16 protein-coding genes are annotated in these 17417 nt (G+C 57.1%); 11 read left to right on the top strand and 5 right to left on the bottom strand.

Annotated elements, in window-relative coordinates; all coding sequences use genetic code 11:
• Positions 1 to 87: 87 nt before the first annotated feature.
• Together WKI41_RS00960 and WKI41_RS00955 are read right to left on the bottom strand one after the other, a co-directional pair.
• On the bottom strand, positions 88 to 1275 hold the full coding sequence (locus WKI41_RS00960; RefSeq protein ID WP_340191662.1) for a Gfo/Idh/MocA family protein: 1188 nt from the start codon (positions 1273 to 1275) through the stop codon (positions 88 to 90).
• A 24-nt stretch (positions 1276 to 1299) separates the two neighbouring features.
• A complete protein-coding gene (locus WKI41_RS00955; RefSeq protein WP_340191661.1) occupies positions 1300 to 2352 on the bottom strand; it encodes a sugar phosphate isomerase/epimerase family protein in 1053 nt (350 codons plus the stop codon).
• Positions 2353 to 2630: 278 nt separating this feature from the next.
• Between WKI41_RS00955 and WKI41_RS00950 the strand changes: the two genes are divergently transcribed.
• The 6 genes from WKI41_RS00950 (at position 2631) to WKI41_RS00925 (ending at position 9027) form a co-directional block, all read left to right on the top strand.
• Positions 2631 to 3323, top strand: a complete 693-nt coding sequence (locus tag WKI41_RS00950; protein WP_340191660.1) for a superoxide dismutase — start codon at positions 2631 to 2633, stop codon at positions 3321 to 3323.
• 310 nt (positions 3324 to 3633) lie between these two features.
• Positions 3634 to 5232, top strand: coding sequence for an ABC transporter substrate-binding protein (locus WKI41_RS00945; protein ID WP_340191659.1), 1599 nt, complete (start codon positions 3634 to 3636; stop codon positions 5230 to 5232).
• 147 nt (positions 5233 to 5379) lie between these two features.
• A complete protein-coding gene (locus WKI41_RS00940; protein ID WP_296017455.1) occupies positions 5380 to 6384 on the top strand; it encodes an ABC transporter permease subunit in 1005 nt (334 codons plus the stop codon).
• 15 nt (positions 6385 to 6399) lie between these two features.
• Positions 6400 to 7317, top strand: coding sequence for an ABC transporter permease subunit (locus WKI41_RS00935; protein WP_340191658.1), 918 nt, complete (start codon positions 6400 to 6402; stop codon positions 7315 to 7317).
• A gap of 1 nt (position 7318) precedes the next feature.
• Positions 7319 to 8185, top strand: a complete 867-nt coding sequence (locus tag WKI41_RS00930; RefSeq protein ID WP_340191657.1) for an ABC transporter ATP-binding protein — start codon at positions 7319 to 7321, stop codon at positions 8183 to 8185.
• Positions 8182 to 9027 (top strand): dipeptide ABC transporter ATP-binding protein, encoded by an 846-nt coding sequence (locus tag WKI41_RS00925; RefSeq protein ID WP_340191656.1) that lies wholly within the window; start codon positions 8182 to 8184, stop codon positions 9025 to 9027. The genes WKI41_RS00930 and WKI41_RS00925 overlap by 4 nt, the downstream gene beginning before the upstream one ends.
• A 32-nt stretch (positions 9028 to 9059) precedes the next feature.
• On the opposite strand, the gene WKI41_RS00920 is transcribed toward WKI41_RS00925, so the two are convergent.
• Positions 9060 to 9869 (bottom strand): class I SAM-dependent methyltransferase, encoded by an 810-nt coding sequence (locus tag WKI41_RS00920; protein ID WP_340191655.1) that lies wholly within the window; start codon positions 9867 to 9869, stop codon positions 9060 to 9062.
• Positions 9870 to 9978: 109 nt separating this feature from the next.
• Here WKI41_RS00920 and WKI41_RS00915 point away from each other — a divergent pair, with 109 nt between their 5' ends.
• From WKI41_RS00915 to WKI41_RS00895, 5 genes are all read left to right on the top strand, one after another.
• A complete protein-coding gene (locus tag WKI41_RS00915; RefSeq protein WP_340191654.1) occupies positions 9979 to 11112 on the top strand; it encodes an ABC transporter substrate-binding protein in 1134 nt (377 codons plus the stop codon).
• Between the two features lie 96 nt (positions 11113 to 11208).
• Positions 11209 to 12339 carry an ABC transporter substrate-binding protein gene (locus tag WKI41_RS00910; RefSeq protein WP_340191653.1) on the top strand — a complete coding sequence of 377 codons (1131 nt, stop codon included), beginning with the start codon at positions 11209 to 11211 and terminating at the stop codon, positions 12337 to 12339.
• A 6-nt stretch (positions 12340 to 12345) separates the two neighbouring features.
• Positions 12346 to 13413, top strand: coding sequence for a FecCD family ABC transporter permease (locus tag WKI41_RS00905; protein WP_340191652.1), 1068 nt, complete (start codon positions 12346 to 12348; stop codon positions 13411 to 13413).
• On the top strand, positions 13407 to 14159 hold the full coding sequence (locus tag WKI41_RS00900; protein WP_340191651.1) for an ABC transporter ATP-binding protein: 753 nt from the start codon (positions 13407 to 13409) through the stop codon (positions 14157 to 14159). Before WKI41_RS00905 ends, WKI41_RS00900 begins: the two co-directional genes overlap by 7 nt.
• A 253-nt stretch (positions 14160 to 14412) precedes the next feature.
• Positions 14413 to 15546, top strand: a complete 1134-nt coding sequence (locus WKI41_RS00895; RefSeq protein WP_340191650.1) for a PLP-dependent cysteine synthase family protein — start codon at positions 14413 to 14415, stop codon at positions 15544 to 15546.
• 144 nt (positions 15547 to 15690) lie between these two features.
• On the opposite strand, the gene WKI41_RS00890 is transcribed toward WKI41_RS00895, so the two are convergent.
• Positions 15691 to 16872 (bottom strand): low temperature requirement protein A, encoded by a 1182-nt coding sequence (locus tag WKI41_RS00890; protein WP_340191649.1) that lies wholly within the window; start codon positions 16870 to 16872, stop codon positions 15691 to 15693.
• 48 nt (positions 16873 to 16920) lie between these two features.
• On the bottom strand, positions 16921 to 17340 hold the full coding sequence (locus tag WKI41_RS00885) for a hypothetical protein (protein WP_340191648.1): 420 nt from the start codon (positions 17338 to 17340) through the stop codon (positions 16921 to 16923).
• Positions 17341 to 17417 lie beyond the last annotated feature (77 nt).

Below are 17417 nucleotides of genomic sequence, written 5' to 3'. Positions count from 1 at the left end.
ATAATCGCACGGCGGTTTTTTTTGCGAAAGCATTCCTTTGCGCGAGTCTACACATCGAAGTACGCGCAGCAGATACGAAGGGTCCGCTTAGACCTTCACCCAGTTGCCATTGTCCTTCGACGAGCGAATGCACGCCTCAACGAACGCAACGCCCTTCACACCATCATCCACTGTCGGGTAGATCACGGCTTTGTCCAGATCGGAGCCGTTACGGCGCGCGTCGATGGCATTGGCCGCTTCCGAGTAGATCGTCGCAAAGGCCTCAAGGTAACCTTCGGGATGGCCGGACGGGATGCGTGTGACACGCGATGCCGCATCACCTGCACCGGCGCCACCGCGGGTGATCAACTGCTTTGGCTCTCCAAGCTTTGTGAACCACAGATAGTTCGGGTCGGCTTGCGTCCATTCCAGTCCGGCCTTGGTGCCATAAACGCGGACCTTCAAGCCGTTCTCGTTGCCGACCGCCACCTGGCTGCACCAGAGAAGACCCTTGGCCGCCTGCTTGCCGTCCTTCGCCTTGAAGCGCAGCATGACATGCGCGTTGTCATCCAAGCGGCGCCCTTCGACAAATGTGTGCACGTCGGCCGCCAGTTCGTCGAGCTCAAGGCCGGAAATGAAGCAGCCAAGGTTGTAGGCATGCGTGCCGATGTCACCAGTAGAACCGCCGGCACCCGACTGTGCTGGGTCTGTTCTCCAGACAGCCTGCTTGGCGCCGGTCTGTTCGATCGGCTCTGCCAGCCAGTCCTGCGGATATTCCATCTGAACCAGACGAATATCACCAAGCACGCCGCCTTCCACCAGCTCGCGCGCATGGCGAACCATGGGGTAGCCGGTGTAATTGTGGGTCAACACGAACAGCGCGTCGGCCTTATCGGCAACCTCCTTCAGCTTTTTTGCGTCTTCGAGATTGGAGGTCAGCGGCTTGTCGCAGATGACGTGAATGCCACGCTCCAGAAAGGCCTTCGCTGCCGGAAAGTGGACATGGTTCGGCGTGACGATTGCGACAGCGTCGATGCCATCCTCACGCGCCGCTTCCTTTTCAGCCATCTCCTCGTAAGAGCCATAGCAGCGGTCTTCGTCAAGCCCCAGTTCCAGACCGGACGCCTTCGATTTCTCCGGGGTGGACGACAGTGCACCTGCCACCAGTTCGAAGCGGTTGTCGAGGCGCGCCGCCATTCGATGGACGCCGCCAATGAAAGCGCCGCTGCCACCGCCGACCATGCCGAGGCGAATGCGCTTTGCCGCCTTGTCGGTCGTCTTTCCTTCAATTGCCATTCTCAAATCCTCGCAATCGTTTTGTTACAGGCCGAGCATGCGCCGGTTGGCCGCATCATCCGTGCCGCTGGAGGCGAAATCGTCGAAAGCCTTCTCCGTCACGCGGATAATGTGAGCCTTGACGAATTCCGCGCCTTCACGCGCACCATCTTCGGGATGCTTCAAGGCGCATTCCCATTCGACGACGGCCCAGCCATCGAAATCATTGGCTGCCATCTTGGAGAAGACGGCGCCGAAATCGACCTGGCCGTCGCCAAGTGAGCGGAAGCGGCCTGCGCGCTCCACCCAACCCTGGTAACCGCCATAGACTCCCTGGCGTCCAGTCGGATTGAACTCCGCATCCTTGACGTGGAACATCTTGATGCGGTCTTTGTAGATATCGATGTTGTCGAGATAATCCAGGCACTGCAGAACATAGTGCGAGGGATCGTAAAGCATGTTGGCCCGGCTGTGGTTCTTCACACGCTCCAGGAACATTTCGAACGTCACGCCGTCATGCAAATCTTCGCCGGGGTGAATTTCATAGCAGACATCGACACCCTGCTCGTCGGCAAAGTCAAGAATTGGTGTCCAGCGTCTTGCAAGTTCGTCGAACGCCGTTTCCACCAGGCCGGCAGGACGCTGCGGCCACGGGTAGATGAACGGCCATGCGAGAGCGCCCGAGAAGGTCGCGTGGGCGCTGATGCCAAGATTGCGCGATGCCTTCAGGGCAAGCTTGACCTGATCGACCGCCCATTCCTGGCGTGCTTTGGGATTGCCGCGCACTTCAGGTGCTGCAAAACCATCAAAAGCTTCGTCATAAGCGGGATGGACGGCGACCAGCTGTCCCTGAAGATGGGTGGACAGCTCGGTGACTTCGACGCCGTTCTGGCGGGCAACGCCTGCGAACTCATCGCAATAATCCTTGGAGTCCGCCGCCTTCTTGAGGTCTATCAGCTGGCTCGCCCACGTCGGCACCTGAACGCCGACATACCCTTTTTCAGCGGCCCATTTTGTGATCGCATCCCAGCTATTGAAGGGCGCGGCATCTCCCGCAAACTGACCCAGAAACAAACCGGGACCCTTGATCGTCTTCATGTCTGACTTCCTCCTGTATCGATACAGTTGAACGGACCCAGCCTCCGCCGATCAACCGCGGACAAGCTAACCGCTCCAGAATTTCGTGCAACCCTGAATGTCGCATACGTCGCTAATAATTGCAGCCCGCGACGCAACCTTGCGCAACACGCGCTCTGTGAACTCCAAGCGATAACAAGTTCGGGAGCGCGCCTTAAACCACGCTGAACGGCGAAACCTTTTCGCCGTCCTGAGGTTATCGAACCTTGACCCCTCATCATCAGGAGCTTCGAACCGCCATGATACTGACCAGACGCGCAGTCCTTGCAGCTGGAGCCGCTTCCGCTGCCGCCACGGTTCTTTCAACGCCGTCAATTGGCCGTGCCGCAGCTCCCTTCGAGCAGCCGGCACTCCCCTTCAAGGAGGACGCGCTGGCCCCGCATATTTCTGCCAAGACGGTGAGCTTGCATTACGGCAAGCATCACAAGGCCTATTTCGACAAGCTCAACACACTGGCGAAGGGCACGCCCTACGCGGACATGAAGCTGGAAGAAATAGTGACGGCGTCTTATGGCAAGGCTGCGGACAAGAAGATCTTCAACAACGCCGCGCAGGCGTGGAACCACATCTTCTACTGGGACCAGTTCGTCCCCGGCGGCCCGAACAGACCTGAGGGCAAGACAGCAGATGAAATCAATGCCGCGTTCGGCGGTTATGACAAATTCGTCGAAAAGGCGGTCGCGGCCTCCGATGAGGTGTTCGGTACCGGCTGGGTATGGCTTACCAGAGACGACGCCAACAAGCTTGCGCTGGTCGGATATGAAGATGGCAACAATCCCGTGGCCGTCGGTCGACCCGCCTATCTCGGCATCGATATCTGGGAACACGCTTATTACGTCGATTACGAGAACCGAAAGCCTGCCCATATCAAGGCTGCGCTTGAGAACTTGGTGAACTGGCGCTTCGTTGGAGATAAGATCTCTGCGGCTTGAGGTTCTTCGACCAAATCGAAAACCGACTTCTGAACATCAACCACAAACGCCCTGCTAGCAGCGGGGCGTTTTCGCGTGCTCAAACACGCGATTGATAGCAGGATATATCGCATTTAAGCAATTTGACGATCATAACATTCTAATGCCGCCGCCTAAAATAGTATCAGATCGCGGAAAGTTGAATATTTGGTCAAAAATCATATGAATCGTTTCAAGTGTTCGCTTGAGTATGTAAAGACTTTCTTATAACGACGATCAGTCGGCATTCGCGGGACAAGCGGGCCGGTTACAAAAAATTGGGAGCTCACATATGAGATACAAACTTGGCATCATCGCCGCCGCTCTGCTTTCGGCGACGTGCTTTGCAAACGTGGCAAGCGCGAAAACGTTCGTTTACTGCTCCGAAGGTTCTCCAGAAGGGTTTGATCCGGGCCTTTACACCGCCGGCACCACCTTCGACGCTGCTGCTCACACCGTTTACAGCCGCCTGCTCGAATTCGAAAAGGGCACCACGAAGCCTGTACCAGGTCTCGCCGAGAGCTGGGAAGTTTCCAAGGACGGCAAGGAGTACACTTTCAAGCTCCGTCCTGGTGTCAAGTTCCAGACAACTGAGTTCTTCACACCGACCCGCGAACTGAATGCCGATGACGTTGTTTTCTCCATCGAGCGCCAGATCAAGACCGACAATCCATGGCACCAATATGTTCCGGGCACGTCCTGGGAATATGCGGCCGGCATGGGCTTTCCTGAGCTGATCAAGTCGGTCGAAAAGGTCGACGACATGACGGTCAAGTTCACGCTGAACCGCCCGGAAGCTCCCTTCCTCGCAAACCTCGCAATGCCTTTTGCTTCGATCGTGTCGAAGGAATATACCGACAAGCTCGCTGCCGAAGGCAAGCAGGCCGAGTTGAACCAGAAGCCGGTCGGCACTGGTCCGTTCGCTTTTGTTGGTTACCAGCAGGATGCCGTCATCCGCTACAAGGCCAACAAGGACTATTGGGGCGGCGCACCGAAGATCGACGATCTCGTTTTCGCCATCACAACGGACGCTGCCGTTCGCTACCAGAAGCTCAAGGCCGGCGAATGCCACCTGATGCCTTACCCGAACGCTGCCGACGTTCAGTCCATGAAGTCGGATTCGAACCTCAAGGTCATGGAGCAGGAAGGCCTCAACGTTGCCTACCTCGCCTACAACACCACGCAGGCTCCGTTCGACAAGGTTGAAGTGCGCAAGGCTCTGAACAAGGCAATCAACAAGAAGGCCATCGTCGACGCCGTCTTCCAGGGTATGGCAACACCTGCCAAGAACCCGCTGCCGCCGACCATGTGGTCATACAACGACAAGATCGAAGACGACACCTACGATCTCGACGCCGCCAAGAAGATGCTGGCAGATGCCGGCGTGAAGGACCTTTCCATGAAGGTCTGGGCAATGCCCGTTTCGCGTCCTTACATGCTGAACGCCCGCCGCGCTGCTGAAATCATCCAGGATGATTTCGCCAAGATCGGCGTGAAGGTTGAAATCGTCTCCTATGAGTGGGCCGAATATCTCGACCGCTCCAAGGCCAAGGATCGTGACGGCGCCGTCATGCTCGGCTGGACGGGCGACAATGGCGATCCGGACAACTTCCTCGACACCCTGCTCGGCTGCGAAGCTGTTGGCGGTAACAACCGTGCACAGTGGTGCAACAAGGAATTCAACGATCTGGTGAAGAAGGCCAAGGTTACGACCGATCAGGCCGAGCGCACCAAGCTCTACGAAGAAGCTCAGGTTGTCTTCAAGAAGGAGGCACCTTGGGCCACGCTCGACCACTCCCTGTCCATCGTTCCGATGCGCAAGGAAGTGACGGGCTTCGTCCAGAGCCCGCTGGGTGACTTCACGTTCGAAAACGTTGACATCACCGAGTAATCGCTGCACCTAAACACGCTTGCCGCGCATCTTCAAAAAAGGTGCGCGGCAGTTCCTTTATGCGGCACTCATAACATACCAATAAGCAGGCGAAACTGCCTCGTGCCAGAGCATAGGTTCCTTGAAGGAACAGATCGAAGGTTTCTCATGATTGGCTTTCTTGTGCGGCGTATCGCCGTGCTCATCCCGACATTCATCGGGGTCTCCATTATCGCGTTCCTGTTTATCCGGCTCCTGCCGGGAGATCCGGTCGCGCTTCTGTCCGGCGAACGCGTCATGTCGCCAGAGCGCCATGCGCAGATCAGCGCCGCTCTCGGTATGGATCGCCCGCTGGTCATCCAGTATTTCGATTACCTCAAAGGTATCCTAACGGGTGATTTCGGCACGTCGATCGTCTCCAAATCGCCGATCATCGATCAGTTCTTCGCGCTGTTTCCGGCGACGGTCGAACTGTCCGTCTGCGCTATCATTCTTGCCGTGTTCATCGGCATTCCGGCAGGCGTAATCGCTGCCATCAAGCGCGGCTCGATCTTCGATCAAGGTCTGATGGGCGTAGCACTCGTCGGCTATTCCATGCCGATCTTCTGGTGGGGCCTGCTGCTGATCATCCTGTTCTCGGGCATTCTGCAATGGACGCCGGTTTCAGGGCGTATCTCGCTGATGTTCTATTTCCCGCCAGTCACCGGCTTCATGCTGATCGACTCGCTGCTATCGGGGCAGAAGGGAGCATTCGCCTCCGCGCTGAGCCACCTTGCGCTGCCATCGATCGTATTGGCCACCATTCCGCTTGCCGTCATTGCGCGCCAGACGCGCTCAGCCATGCTGGAAGTCCTGTCCGAAGATTATGTTCGTACCGCCCGCGCCAAGGGCTTGTCTCCCTTCCGGGTGATCGGCATCCATGCGCTGCGCAACGCCATGATCCCCGTCATCACCACCATCGGTCTCCAGGTCGGCGTCATGCTGGCCGGTGCCATCCTCACCGAAACGATCTTTTCCTGGCCGGGCATCGGCAAGTGGATGGTCGATTCCGTCTTCCGCCGCGATTACCCGGTTATTCAGGGCGGCCTGCTGTTGATTGCGGGCATCATCATGGTCGTCAACCTAATCGTTGACCTCCTGTATGGCCTGATCAACCCGCGCATCCGGCACTAAAGGGAGGACCGTTTCATGGCCGATACCGCCATTACCAAAACCGCAGCACCGGTTTCCTCTGCCGCCATGCGCAAGCAGATGCTGAAGGAATTCTGGTTTTATTTTTCTGAAAACAAAGGCGCCGTCATTGGCCTTTATGTTTTCCTCGCACTCGTGATCATCGCGGTCTTTGCATCGGTGATTGCACCGCATTCTCCGTTCCAGCAATATCGCGACGCCGTTCTTCTTCCGCCCGCGTGGGTGGAAGGCGGACGCCTGACATACCTGTTAGGTACCGACCCTGTCGGCCGCGATATCCTGTCTCGCCTGATCTACGGCGCGCAATATTCGCTGTTCATCGGTGTCTTCGTCACCACCCTGTCCTTGACCACCGGTGTCGTCATCGGGGTTCTGGCCGGCTACTATCGCGGCTGGCTCGATACAGCCATCATGCGTCTGATGGACATCATTCTGGCCTTCCCATCGCTGCTTCTGGCGCTTGTTCTCGTCGCCATTCTCGGACCGGGCCTCACCAACGGCATGATTGCGATTGCGCTCGTTCTTCAGCCGCACTTCGTGCGTCTGACGCGTGCCGCCGTCATGGCCGAGAAATCCAAGGATTACGTCACGGCCTCGCGTCTGGCAGGTGCCGGTCCACTGCGTTTGATGTTTCGCACCATTTTGCCGAACTGCACCGCGCCGCTTATCGTTCAGGCGACGCTCTCCTTCTCCAACGCCATTCTCGATGCAGCCGCTCTCGGCTTCCTCGGCATGGGCGCGCAGCCGCCCGCACCCGAATGGGGTACCATGCTTGCCGAAGCGCGTGAGTTCATTCTGCGCGCGTGGTGGGTCGTCACATTCCCTGGTCTTGCCATCCTCATCACCGTTCTTGCCATCAACCTGATGGGCGACGGTCTGCGTGATGCGCTCGACCCGAAACTGAAGAGGTCCTGATATGGCACTTCTGCAAATCGATAATCTCACCGTCGAGTTCGAAACCGCCAACGGCTGGTTCCGCGCTGTGGATGGCGTGTCGATCTCGGTCGATCCGGGTGAAGTGCTTGCCATCGTCGGCGAATCCGGCTCCGGCAAGTCCGTCTCGATGCTCGCCGTTATGGGCCTCTTGCCATGGACGGCGCGCATCACAGCCGATCGCATGCTCTTTCAGGGCAAGGACATTCAAAAGCTCAGCCCATCCGACCGCCGCAAGCTGATCGGCAAGGATGTAGCGATGATCTTCCAGGAGCCGGTCGCGAGCCTCAACCCTTGCTTTACCGTCGGCTTCCAGATCGAAGAAGTCCTGCGTATCCACATGGGGCTGGACAAGAAGGCGCGTCGCGCCCGCGCCATCGAACTCTTCAAGCTCGTGGGCCTGCCTGACCCGGAAGAGCGTCTGAAGCATTATCCGCATCAGATGTCGGGCGGTCAGTGCCAGCGTGTGATGATTGCGATTGCGATTGCCTGCAATCCGAAGCTGCTCATCGCCGACGAGCCGACAACGGCGCTCGACGTGACGATCCAGAAGCAGATCCTCGATCTCATCATGCGCCTCCAGGCTGAAACCGGCATGGGCCTGATCATGATCACCCACGACATGGGCGTGGTGGCCGAAACCGCTGACCGCGTCGTGGTACAGTATAAGGGTCGCAAGATGGAGGAGGCCGACGTGCTGACCCTGTTTGAAAACCCAAAGAGCAACTATACGAAAGCGCTTCTGGCAGCGCTGCCGGAAAATGCGACGGGCGATCGCCTGACGACCGTCTCGCAGTTCTTCGACGGCACGCCGACACCAGCCTCAAGCGTGGCGGGAGAAACGGCATGAGCGACAAGAAAATCATGCTCGAAGTCCGCGACATGAAGCGGGATTACCATATCCCTGGCGGATTTATGAAGCAGAGCAAGACGGTTCATGCCGTTAAGGGCGTGTCCTTCAAGCTCGAGACCGGCAAGACGCTGGCCATTGTCGGCGAAAGCGGCTGTGGCAAGTCAACCCTTGCCCGAATGCTGACTTTCATCGACGAGCCGACATCGGGCGATCTCTTCATAGACGGCGAGAAGATGGACACGCGCCCCGGCCACCTGACGCCGGAAATGCGCCAGAAGGTGCAGATCGTGTTCCAGAACCCCTATGGTTCGCTGAACCCGCGCCAGAAGATCGGCGACGTGTTGGGTGAATCGCTCTTGATCAACACCAAGATGTCCGCTGCCGAGCGTCGCGAAAAGGCAACCGACATGCTGGTCCGTGTGGGTCTCGGCCCGGAACACTATAACCGCTATCCGCACATGTTCTCCGGCGGTCAGCGCCAGCGTATTGCTATTGCGCGTGCATTGATGCTCAATCCCAAGCTCCTAGTGCTGGACGAGCCCGTTTCCGCGCTCGATCTCTCGGTCCAGGCTCAGGTGCTAAACCTGCTCGCCGACCTGCAGGACGAGTTCGGCTTGACCTATGTCTTCATCAGCCACGACCTGTCGGTGGTGAAATACATCGCCGATGAAGTAATGGTGATGTATTTCGGCGAAGCGGTCGAATACGGCACGCGTGACGAAGTCTTCTCCGACCCCAAGCACAGCTACACGCGCACACTGTTTGCGGCGACGCCGAAGGCGGATGTGGAATCCATTCGTGCCCGAATGGCCGCCAAGGCTATGGCCAAGGCCGGATGATCCCCCTTAAACCCCGGAGCGATCCGGGGTTTTTACTCCGGTTTACGCGCACAAATCGCGTAACGATGCTGGATGCCGCGCGCCGCAGCCTTGAGAAAATTCCAGTTCTTCGCTTGGGTTTTGTGGATCTGGCGAAGGTCCGTATCGATGGTCACGTCGATGAAGCCAGCATCCCGCAGCAAGGCTGCCACCGCTTCCGCCCGCGCACCATTTGAAAAATAGACCCGTGACAGAATGCTGTTATGCGTGCCTGCCATGTCGGGTGGCATGTGCACCGCCTCGGCTTTGAGAAGCCCGCGCCTTTGCAGCCAGTTCGCCAAATCTTTCAACAACTTCTCAGTGCGGCTGACATTGACGAAATCACCATCGACGATCAGCACATGGCCGCCGGGTTTCAGGACCCGCAACCACTCTCGGAATGCAGCCTTCGGATCGACCAAGGTCCAGACAAGATGGCGGTTGATCACCACATCATAGGTCGCATCCGACTCCATGGTGTTTTCCGCATCACCCATGCGGAAGGTGATTGCTCGGTTGCGGCTCTTCGCCTTGGCCTTGGCGCGTTCGAGCATGGGTTCCGCCCAGTCGAGACCGGTTACCCGAAAGCCAAGATCGTCCATGAGATGGGAGATGACGCCAGTGCCGCTCGCAAGATCGAGCGCCTGCCTCCCCTCGCCTCTGCCCAGATGTTTCAAAACCAACTGATGCCAGGCAGCCCTTTCATCCTCGGAAAAAATCTCATGGCCAGGGGAAAGATCGAAGGTCGCGGCGCGCGCGGACCAATAGGCCTTGATCTCGTCCTTGAGACCGAAATTGCTTCCATAACCATTTGCGCTGTCCATGCCGGCCGACCTTCACGATTGCAGTTGAGAATTGCTCTAAAAGATAAAACTTGACGAACGCAATCATAAAATCTTAAAGCGCCGAAAGTTTTATTGGAGAGCTATTTCAATGCGCATTACAGGCAGATCCGCAATTCTTGCAATGGGCCTTCTGGTGTCGACCGTATGGCCCGCTTTTGCTGAAAAAGTGACGGTCAAGGACGTCACCGGACGTGATGTCGAGGTCAACGTGCCGGTCAAGCACGTCATTCTCGGCGAAGGCCGCCAAATTTATTTCCTCGCGGCTCTGGATAAGAACAATCCTTTCGAACACGTCGTCGGTTGGCGTGACGATCTGCCGAAAGCTGACCCGGAGACCTACCAAGCCTATCTCGCAAAATATCCAGACATCGCCAAGCTGCCAAAGTTCGGCGGCATGAAGGATGGCACCTTCGATATCGAGCAGGCGGTTGCGCTGAAGCCCGACGTCATTCTGATGAACATCGATGCCAAGACAGCGACGGAAGAAGCCGGCTACATCGAAAAGCTTGGCAAGGTCGGCATTCCGCTGGTCTATGTCGACTTCCGCGAAAAGCCCATGGAAAACACCGAGCCAAGCATGCGCCTGATGGGCAAGCTGATGGGCAAGGAAGCGGTTGCGGAAGATTTCATCAAGTTCCGCTCCGACAGCATCAAGCGTGTGACCGACGTTCTTGAAAAAGAAAACCCGAAGAAGCCAGTCGTTTTCGTCGAGCGCGCAGGCGGCTACTCGGATGATTGCTGCATGTCCTTCGGCAACGAGAACTTTGGCAAGATGGTCGAAATCGCCGGCGGCATCAACATGGCGAAGGGCATCATTCCGGGCACTTTCGGCACGGTCAATCCCGAGCAGATCATTGCCTCGAACCCGGACCAGATCATCATCACCGGTGGCAAGTGGGAAGCTTATGTTCCTGGCGGCAAGTGGGTCGGCGTCGGTTACGGTGCGGATCTAAAGGAGGCACGTGCCAAGCTGGAAGCATTGACAAAGCGTCCAGGCTTTACCGGCGTGAAGGCGGTTGAGAATGGCAACGTTCACGCCATTTGGCACCAGTTCTACAACAACCCGTATCAATTCGTCGCAATCCAGGAGATCGCCAAGTGGCTGCACCCCGATCTCTTCAAGGACCTCGACCCTGAAGCGACCTTCAAGGAACTGCATGAGCGCTTCCTGCCGCTTGAATACAAGCCCGGCTATTTCGTTTCTCTGAAAGACGACACGTAAGCTCGCACCCACACTGGCCACAACCACGCCAGAAACGACCAAAGCGAGGCGGCCTCTTTCCGCCTCGCAATGCTGTTTTTAAATGAGGGTTATCCCATGTTTTTCAAAACGCTTGGCACCATTGCAACCATCGTCTTTACGGCACTCTCATCCTCGGCGTGGTCGGCAGAGATCATCGATGCAGCCGGTCGCACGGTTGAGATGGACTTGCCTGCAAAGCGGGTGATCCTCGGAGAAGCACGTCAGGTTCACATCGTGGCAGCACTCAAGGGCGACAAGACCTTCGATACGGTTGTTGGCTGGCGTGACGATCTTATCAAGAAGGATCCTGACAGCTACACCGCGTACGTAGAACGCTTTCCGCAGATCAAGGACCTGCCCCGCTTCGGCTATCTGCCACAGGGCGAGTTCAGTCTGGAAGCCGCCATTGCGCTGTCTCCGGATGTGATCACGCTGAACCTGGAGGCGGAAAACAGCGCCAAGGAAAGCGGTTTTGAAGACAAGGCCGCCGCTGCCGGCATCAAGGTCGTGTACCTAGATTTCCGGCTCGACCCCGAGAAGAACACCGAACGTTCGATCCGCGCTCTTGGGCAAATCTTCGGCGCTGAACAGCGCGCAGACGAGTTTATGGCCTATCGCCGCGAGCAGATTGCAATCGTCACCGACAAGTTGGCAACCGTGAAGGATTTGAAGCGCCCTGGCGTCTTCATCGAACGCGCGCCGGGAATTTCCGGTGAGAATACCTGCTGCCGTACCTTCGGCCCGGTCAATTTTGGCGCGATGGTTGAGCAGGCTGGCGGCCACAATATTGCTTCCGACGTGATAAAAACCACCTTCGGCGACCTCAACCCTGAGCAACTCGTCGTCTCCGATCCGGCCCATATCATCGTCACGGGCTCAAACTGGGCGGCGGAATCCGATATCAACCAGTTCGTTCCTGTCGGTCGTGGAGCCGACATGAAATTGGCGCGCGATCGGCTCGCCAAGCTGATGACCCGCACGCCATTTCCTGAACTGACAGCAGTCAAGCAAGGCAATGTCCACGCCGTCTGGCATCAGTTCTATGGTGCTCCTTACGAGTTCTTTCCCATTCAGCAATTTGCAAAGTGGTTTCATCCCGATCTCTTTGCCGATCTTGACCCGGAAAAAAACTTTGAGGACTTCCATAAGAAATTCTTACCCGTCAGCTATAAGCCCGGCTACTTCGTTCCCTCGAAAAAGGCGTGAACTAAAATGGCTTCCGTCACCGAAACGCCTGTGGAAGCGACCGGAGGGCATCAATACCGCGCCCTGGCGGGTCGCCGTATATTGATCCTCCTCGGTCTTCTTCTGGCTTTGTGCCTCAGCGTCGCGACCGATATGGCGCTGGGCCCGGCACGCTATACCCTTTCAGAGGTGGTCAGCGCCATTTTCGATCCTGTAGCTGTTGCCAACCAGCTGCGCGTGGTTATTTGGGATATCCGCATGCCGATTGCCCTGATGGCGGTGACCGTTGGCGCCTCGCTTTCTGTGGCTGGCGCGCAGATGCAGACCATCCTATCCAACCCTCTTGCCAGCCCCTTCACGCTTGGCATCTCGGCCGCGGCAAGCTTCGGCGCAGCCATGGCACTCGTCGGCGGCATAGCGATCTTCCCAGGTGCCGTGGAGTATATGGTGCCGATCAATGCGTTCCTGATGGCGATGCTCGCGGCCCTCTTCATCCATTTTGCCTCCACCATGCGAGGTGTCAGCGTCGAAACCATCGTACTTCTCGGCATCGCCCTGGTCTTCACCTTCAATGCCGCCCTGTCACTGCTGGAGTATCTGGCTTCCGAACAGGCATTGGCTGCTGTGGTCTTCTGGACGATGGGCAGCCTCACCAAGGCCACATGGGCCAAAGTTTATGTTACCGCTGCTATTCTCGTGCTGACGGTGCCGCTTTTCATGAAGAACGCCTGGGCTTTGACGGCCTTAAGGCTTGGCGATGACAAGGCAGCCAGCATGGGTGTCAATGTCCGTCGCCTGCGCCTCCAGACCATGCTTACCGTCAGCCTTCTTGCCGCCATTCCCGTGTCTTTCGTCGGCACGATCGGCTTCGTCGGTCTTGTCGGTCCGCATATTGCCCGAATGGTGGTTGGCGAAGATCAGCGCTTCTTCCTGCCCGGCTCGGTCATTTGCGGCGCGCTGCTTCTGTCTGTCACGTCCGTCGTCAGCAAGATGCTGATCCCTGGCGCAGTTCTGCCGATCGGCGTCATTACCGCTCTTGTCGGCGTTCCCTTCTTCTTCATCCTGATTTTTTCCAACAGGAGGCGCGCATGGTAGCCTTGGCTCTACAGGATGTCGGCGCGAAATACGGCCGCACAACCGTACTTTCCAATGTCAGCATGGATATGCTGCAGGCCGGCAGCGTCACTGCGGTCATCGGCCCAAACGCTGCGGGAAAATCCACGCTCTTCAAGCGCATTGCCAGCTTGATTTCCGGTCCCGGCGTGGTGACGCTATCGCAGACGGAACAAGGCCCGAAGACCATCTGCTACATGCCACAGGACACGGGCGCGAATGCGGTGCTGACCGTTTACGAATCCATCCTGCTTTCAGCCAAGCAGGGAAGCGGCTGGAAGGTTCATGACGACGAGCTTGCCGAGATCGACGCAATCTTGAAAGCACTGAATATTGACAGCCTCTCTTTCCGCGGGCTCGGCGAATTGTCCGGTGGACAGCGTCAGCTCGTTTCACTGGCACAAGCACTGGTACGCAAGCCGGAAGTCCTGTTGATGGACGAGCCGACGTCGGCACTTGATCTCCACCGACAGGTAGAAGTGCTGGACTTCATCTCAGGCCTCGCCCGTCGCGAGGGCATGATCGTGTTGATTGCGCTTCACGATCTGAACCACGCTCTGCGCTACTGCGAAAACACGCTCGTGATTGCAGGCGGCCAGATGGTGGTGAGTGGATCGACCAACAATGTCATCACGCCTGGCATGCTGCGCGATATCTATCGGGTCGATGCGCGCATCGAAACATGCTCCAGGGGACAGCCTTTCGTTCTCGTAGATGGAACGGCGTGACGCAACCGCCATTTTGGCAAACTCTGAAAGACGCGCCCCCGACTCGCCGCCAAATTTCGGCGTCGCGGTGCACGCTGGCGGCATCCGCCTACTTTGCAAAGGCTACGTTCTAAGATATTACGATTCCATGGAACATTCTTCTTCCATATCTATCCGTGGGAGCATATTTTTATGGAAACTGTCACTTCGATAAAATATTTGAATGAAGTATTACTGACGGAGAGCCGGCGGGACCACATGGAGCCAAAGCGCCATGCATGAGTGTCTTTCCACGCCTCCGATCACCCCGCTGCCAGCATGCGAAGATCGTGAATGGGCGCGCCGCGCCATAGGTATCCTCCAGGGTGACGGTCGCCGCTCGGCAGACACCCATTTGGTCAAGCCTGTTTTCAACGGTCTGCGCGGCATATCGATCTACCTGAAAGACGAGTCGACGCATCCAACCGGCAGCCTCAAGCATCGCCTTGCCCGTTCGCTGTTCCTCTATGGCATTTGCAACGGCAAAATCCGTCAGGGAACCACGCTTGTGGAGGCCTCCTCCGGCTCCACCGCCGTCAGCGAGGCCTATTTCGCGCATCTGCTCGACCTGCCCTTCATCGCTGTCATGCCGCATTCGACCAGCCGCCAGAAGGTGGAGGCAATCGCGCGTTTCGGTGGTCGCTGCCATTTCGTCGACAGCCCCTCCGAAGTTTACACCGTCGCAGAGAAATTGGCTGAGGAAGCGCGCGGCCACTACCTCGACCAGTTCACCTATGCCGAGCGGGCGACGGATTGGCGCGGCAACAACAATATCGCCGAATCCATCTTCGACCAGATGCAGAGCGAAGAGTATCCAGCGCCCTCATGGGTGGTGATGAATGCTGGCACTGGCGGCACCTCTGCCACAATCGGCCGCTACATTCGCTACCGCAATCTTCCCACCCGGCTTTGCGTGGTGGATGTGGAGCACTCTGCCTTCTACCAATCCTACATGTCAGGTGACCGCAACGTTACCTGTTCGACGCCGTCACGCATCGAAGGCGTAGGCCGCCCGCGCGTCGAGCCCTCTTTCATTCCCGGCGTCATCGACCACATGATCAAGATACCGGACGCGGCATCCATCGCTGCGATGCACGTCCTTTCGGAGCGTCTCTTTCGCCGTGTCGGCGGCTCCACTGGCACCAATTTCTTCGGTGTCTGCTGGATTGCGGCGGCGATGATGAAGGAAGGGCGCGAAGGGTCGCTCGTCTCCCTGATCTGCGACAGCGGTGATCGCTACGCTGCGACATACTACAATCAGGAGTGGCTCGCCCAAAACAGGATCGAAATAGATCCCTACAAAGCCATGGTAGAGGCTTTCATCGATACTGGCGACTTCAGCAGTTTCGATGCCGCCGGACTGTCGTGATGCGCGTCTATTCGAAGCGTTCTCTATTGCCACAGCGATCGGCAGGATGACGCGTGCTGCCAACGCTTCGGCAAGTCGCAGCTTGCCATGACTAGACTACTCAAATCTTTGCAACTTAATCGCTTATTCGGCACCGAAATCGGGCTACCCCATCGCCTCGGCATTTTTGCGAAGCGCGACATATTCCCAAATCGCGACGAGCAGCAATATGGTAGCGCTGGCGATCTGCAAACCGTAAAGCGGAACGTCCGGGACGAAGAGGAGCGCCACAAGCACTGCGACGCCGACAAAGTGCGACACTGGCCTGACATAGGACGCCGCAACCTTTACGCCAATATTGCCGAGAAGGAACAGGATCGGCCCACCCATGATTGCCAATGACTCTCGCATCGTCGCCGGATCATGACTGTTCGAAAGACTGAAGTCTTCGCCGACAGCTGTCAGAATGACGCCCGCGACGATTGGCAAATGCCCGTAGTTGAACAGGTTCTGGGCGATCTTCTCCGGCTCGGCCGTCTCTTCGGCCTTTTCCGAGACCTGCTCCTGTCCGTGGTGAAAATATATCCACCACATGATGACGGTGCTGGAGAATGCGGCACAGAAGACCACGAAGGTCAGTGTGGAATTCATATATTCCGTTGCGGTTTTGCCGGTGGTGAGAATGGTTTCGCCTAAGCAGATAATCACGAACAGCGCACAACGTTCGGCAAGATGCTCGCCGGAAAGAAGAAGCTGCTCATCTTCATGGGCGCGCATGCCGGGAACATAGTAGCGCAAGAGCGGCCCGATATATTCGATGGCTATCGCCACCGTCCACAGCACCAAGCGGAAGGTCAAGCCGTCTGTGAGCCCGCCAGCAACCCAAAAGAAGCTGGACACAACCAGCCAAACCGTGATCCTGCCGAAGGTCTTCGAGTTGCCATGGTCGACACCGTGGAAAACATAGAGGCCGAAGAGCGAGCGAGAAAGCTGCATCACGGTGTAGATCGAAGCAAAAATAAGCCCTTGGCTCTCGAACGCTTTGGGCAGTGCGATGGCGAGCAACACCCCGGCGAACATGAGGCCAAACAGGAGCATCCTGACAGGCCCCTTATCTGTATTCAGGAGGTTGGTAAGCCAGGTGGTATGCACCCATAGCCACCACAGCGCGAGAATGAGGATGGCTGCCTCATAAAGTGCCGTCGCTCCAAAGTCTTCCGTCAAAGTATAGGAAAGCTGGATAAGCGCGAAGACGAAAACGAGATCGAAGAACAGCTCTGGGAATGTGGCCTTTTGCGACTCGTCATCATCAGGCCGGATCCAGCCGCTTCTCGCACTTTGCGCCATCTATATCCCCGAGTGGTTGCAAGACAGTTGCGTCTTGCAACAAATGACCTATCGTGAAGCGGTAGAGATCGACGAGTCCATCAGCGCAGCTTCCCTCATCAAAGCATCTTTGCGCCCCGCCAACTCAACTTCGTTCGAGTTGTCAGGGTAAAAACGCGGTCCGATCAAGCGAACGCGCTTTCCGGAAACATCGACGATGTAGGTCTGAGGGTTATCGGCTTTGGGAGCAACGTCTGATTTTGGCGCGACATCAGGTTTGGCTGCAACCGCTGTTTTCGCTCGCTTGGCCACCTTCGACTTTTTCGCAACGGCAGCGTTCGAAGAGACCTTCTTGGTCGTCGTAATGCTGCTGACCTCATAGGTCTGCGCCAAAACGGCAGTCGTAGTTGACAATAGGAAGAGCGCGGCGGCGCCTGCTGCGAACCGTTTCATCAGGGTCTCCAGAACTGTATAGCTTTGCAGCAACAACAGCGAACGCAGAATTTTGGTTCCACGCACCTAAGATCCGTTAAACTCTTTTGTGCGAAACCGTACTGTCCTGCTGG

Source organism: Agrobacterium larrymoorei (assembly GCF_037722385.1).
Classification (GTDB): domain Bacteria; phylum Pseudomonadota; class Alphaproteobacteria; order Rhizobiales; family Rhizobiaceae; genus Agrobacterium; species Agrobacterium larrymoorei_C.
The sequence above is the reverse complement of the archived record's forward strand: the minus strand, read 5'-3'. Positions and strand labels throughout refer to the sequence as shown.

Bases quoted from the DNA above. Each gene is read 5' to 3' on its own strand.
- WKI41_RS00915 (WP_340191654.1), top strand. From the start codon at position 9,979: ATGCGCATTACAGGCAGATCCGCAATTCTTGCAATGGGCCTTCTGGTG.
- WKI41_RS00955 (WP_340191661.1), bottom strand. From the start codon at position 2,352: ATGAAGACGATCAAGGGTCCCGGTTTGTTTCTGGGTCAGTTTGCGGGA.
- WKI41_RS00905 (WP_340191652.1), top strand. From the start codon at position 12,346: ATGGCTTCCGTCACCGAAACGCCTGTGGAAGCGACCGGAGGGCATCAA.
- WKI41_RS00920 (WP_340191655.1), bottom strand. From the start codon at position 9,869: ATGGACAGCGCAAATGGTTATGGAAGCAATTTCGGTCTCAAGGACGAG.
- WKI41_RS00930 (WP_340191657.1), top strand. From the start codon at position 7,319: ATGGCACTTCTGCAAATCGATAATCTCACCGTCGAGTTCGAAACCGCC.
- WKI41_RS00910 (WP_340191653.1), top strand. From the start codon at position 11,209: ATGTTTTTCAAAACGCTTGGCACCATTGCAACCATCGTCTTTACGGCA.
- WKI41_RS00960 (WP_340191662.1), bottom strand. From the start codon at position 1,275: ATGGCAATTGAAGGAAAGACGACCGACAAGGCGGCAAAGCGCATTCGC.
- WKI41_RS00950 (WP_340191660.1), top strand. From the start codon at position 2,631: ATGATACTGACCAGACGCGCAGTCCTTGCAGCTGGAGCCGCTTCCGCT.
- WKI41_RS00890 (WP_340191649.1), bottom strand. From the start codon at position 16,872: ATGGCGCAAAGTGCGAGAAGCGGCTGGATCCGGCCTGATGATGACGAG.
- WKI41_RS00935 (WP_340191658.1), top strand. From the start codon at position 6,400: ATGGCCGATACCGCCATTACCAAAACCGCAGCACCGGTTTCCTCTGCC.
- WKI41_RS00895 (WP_340191650.1), top strand. From the start codon at position 14,413: ATGCATGAGTGTCTTTCCACGCCTCCGATCACCCCGCTGCCAGCATGC.
- WKI41_RS00940 (WP_296017455.1), top strand. From the start codon at position 5,380: ATGATTGGCTTTCTTGTGCGGCGTATCGCCGTGCTCATCCCGACATTC.
- WKI41_RS00945 (WP_340191659.1), top strand. From the start codon at position 3,634: ATGAGATACAAACTTGGCATCATCGCCGCCGCTCTGCTTTCGGCGACG.
- WKI41_RS00925 (WP_340191656.1), top strand. From the start codon at position 8,182: ATGAGCGACAAGAAAATCATGCTCGAAGTCCGCGACATGAAGCGGGAT.
- WKI41_RS00900 (WP_340191651.1), top strand. From the start codon at position 13,407: ATGGTAGCCTTGGCTCTACAGGATGTCGGCGCGAAATACGGCCGCACA.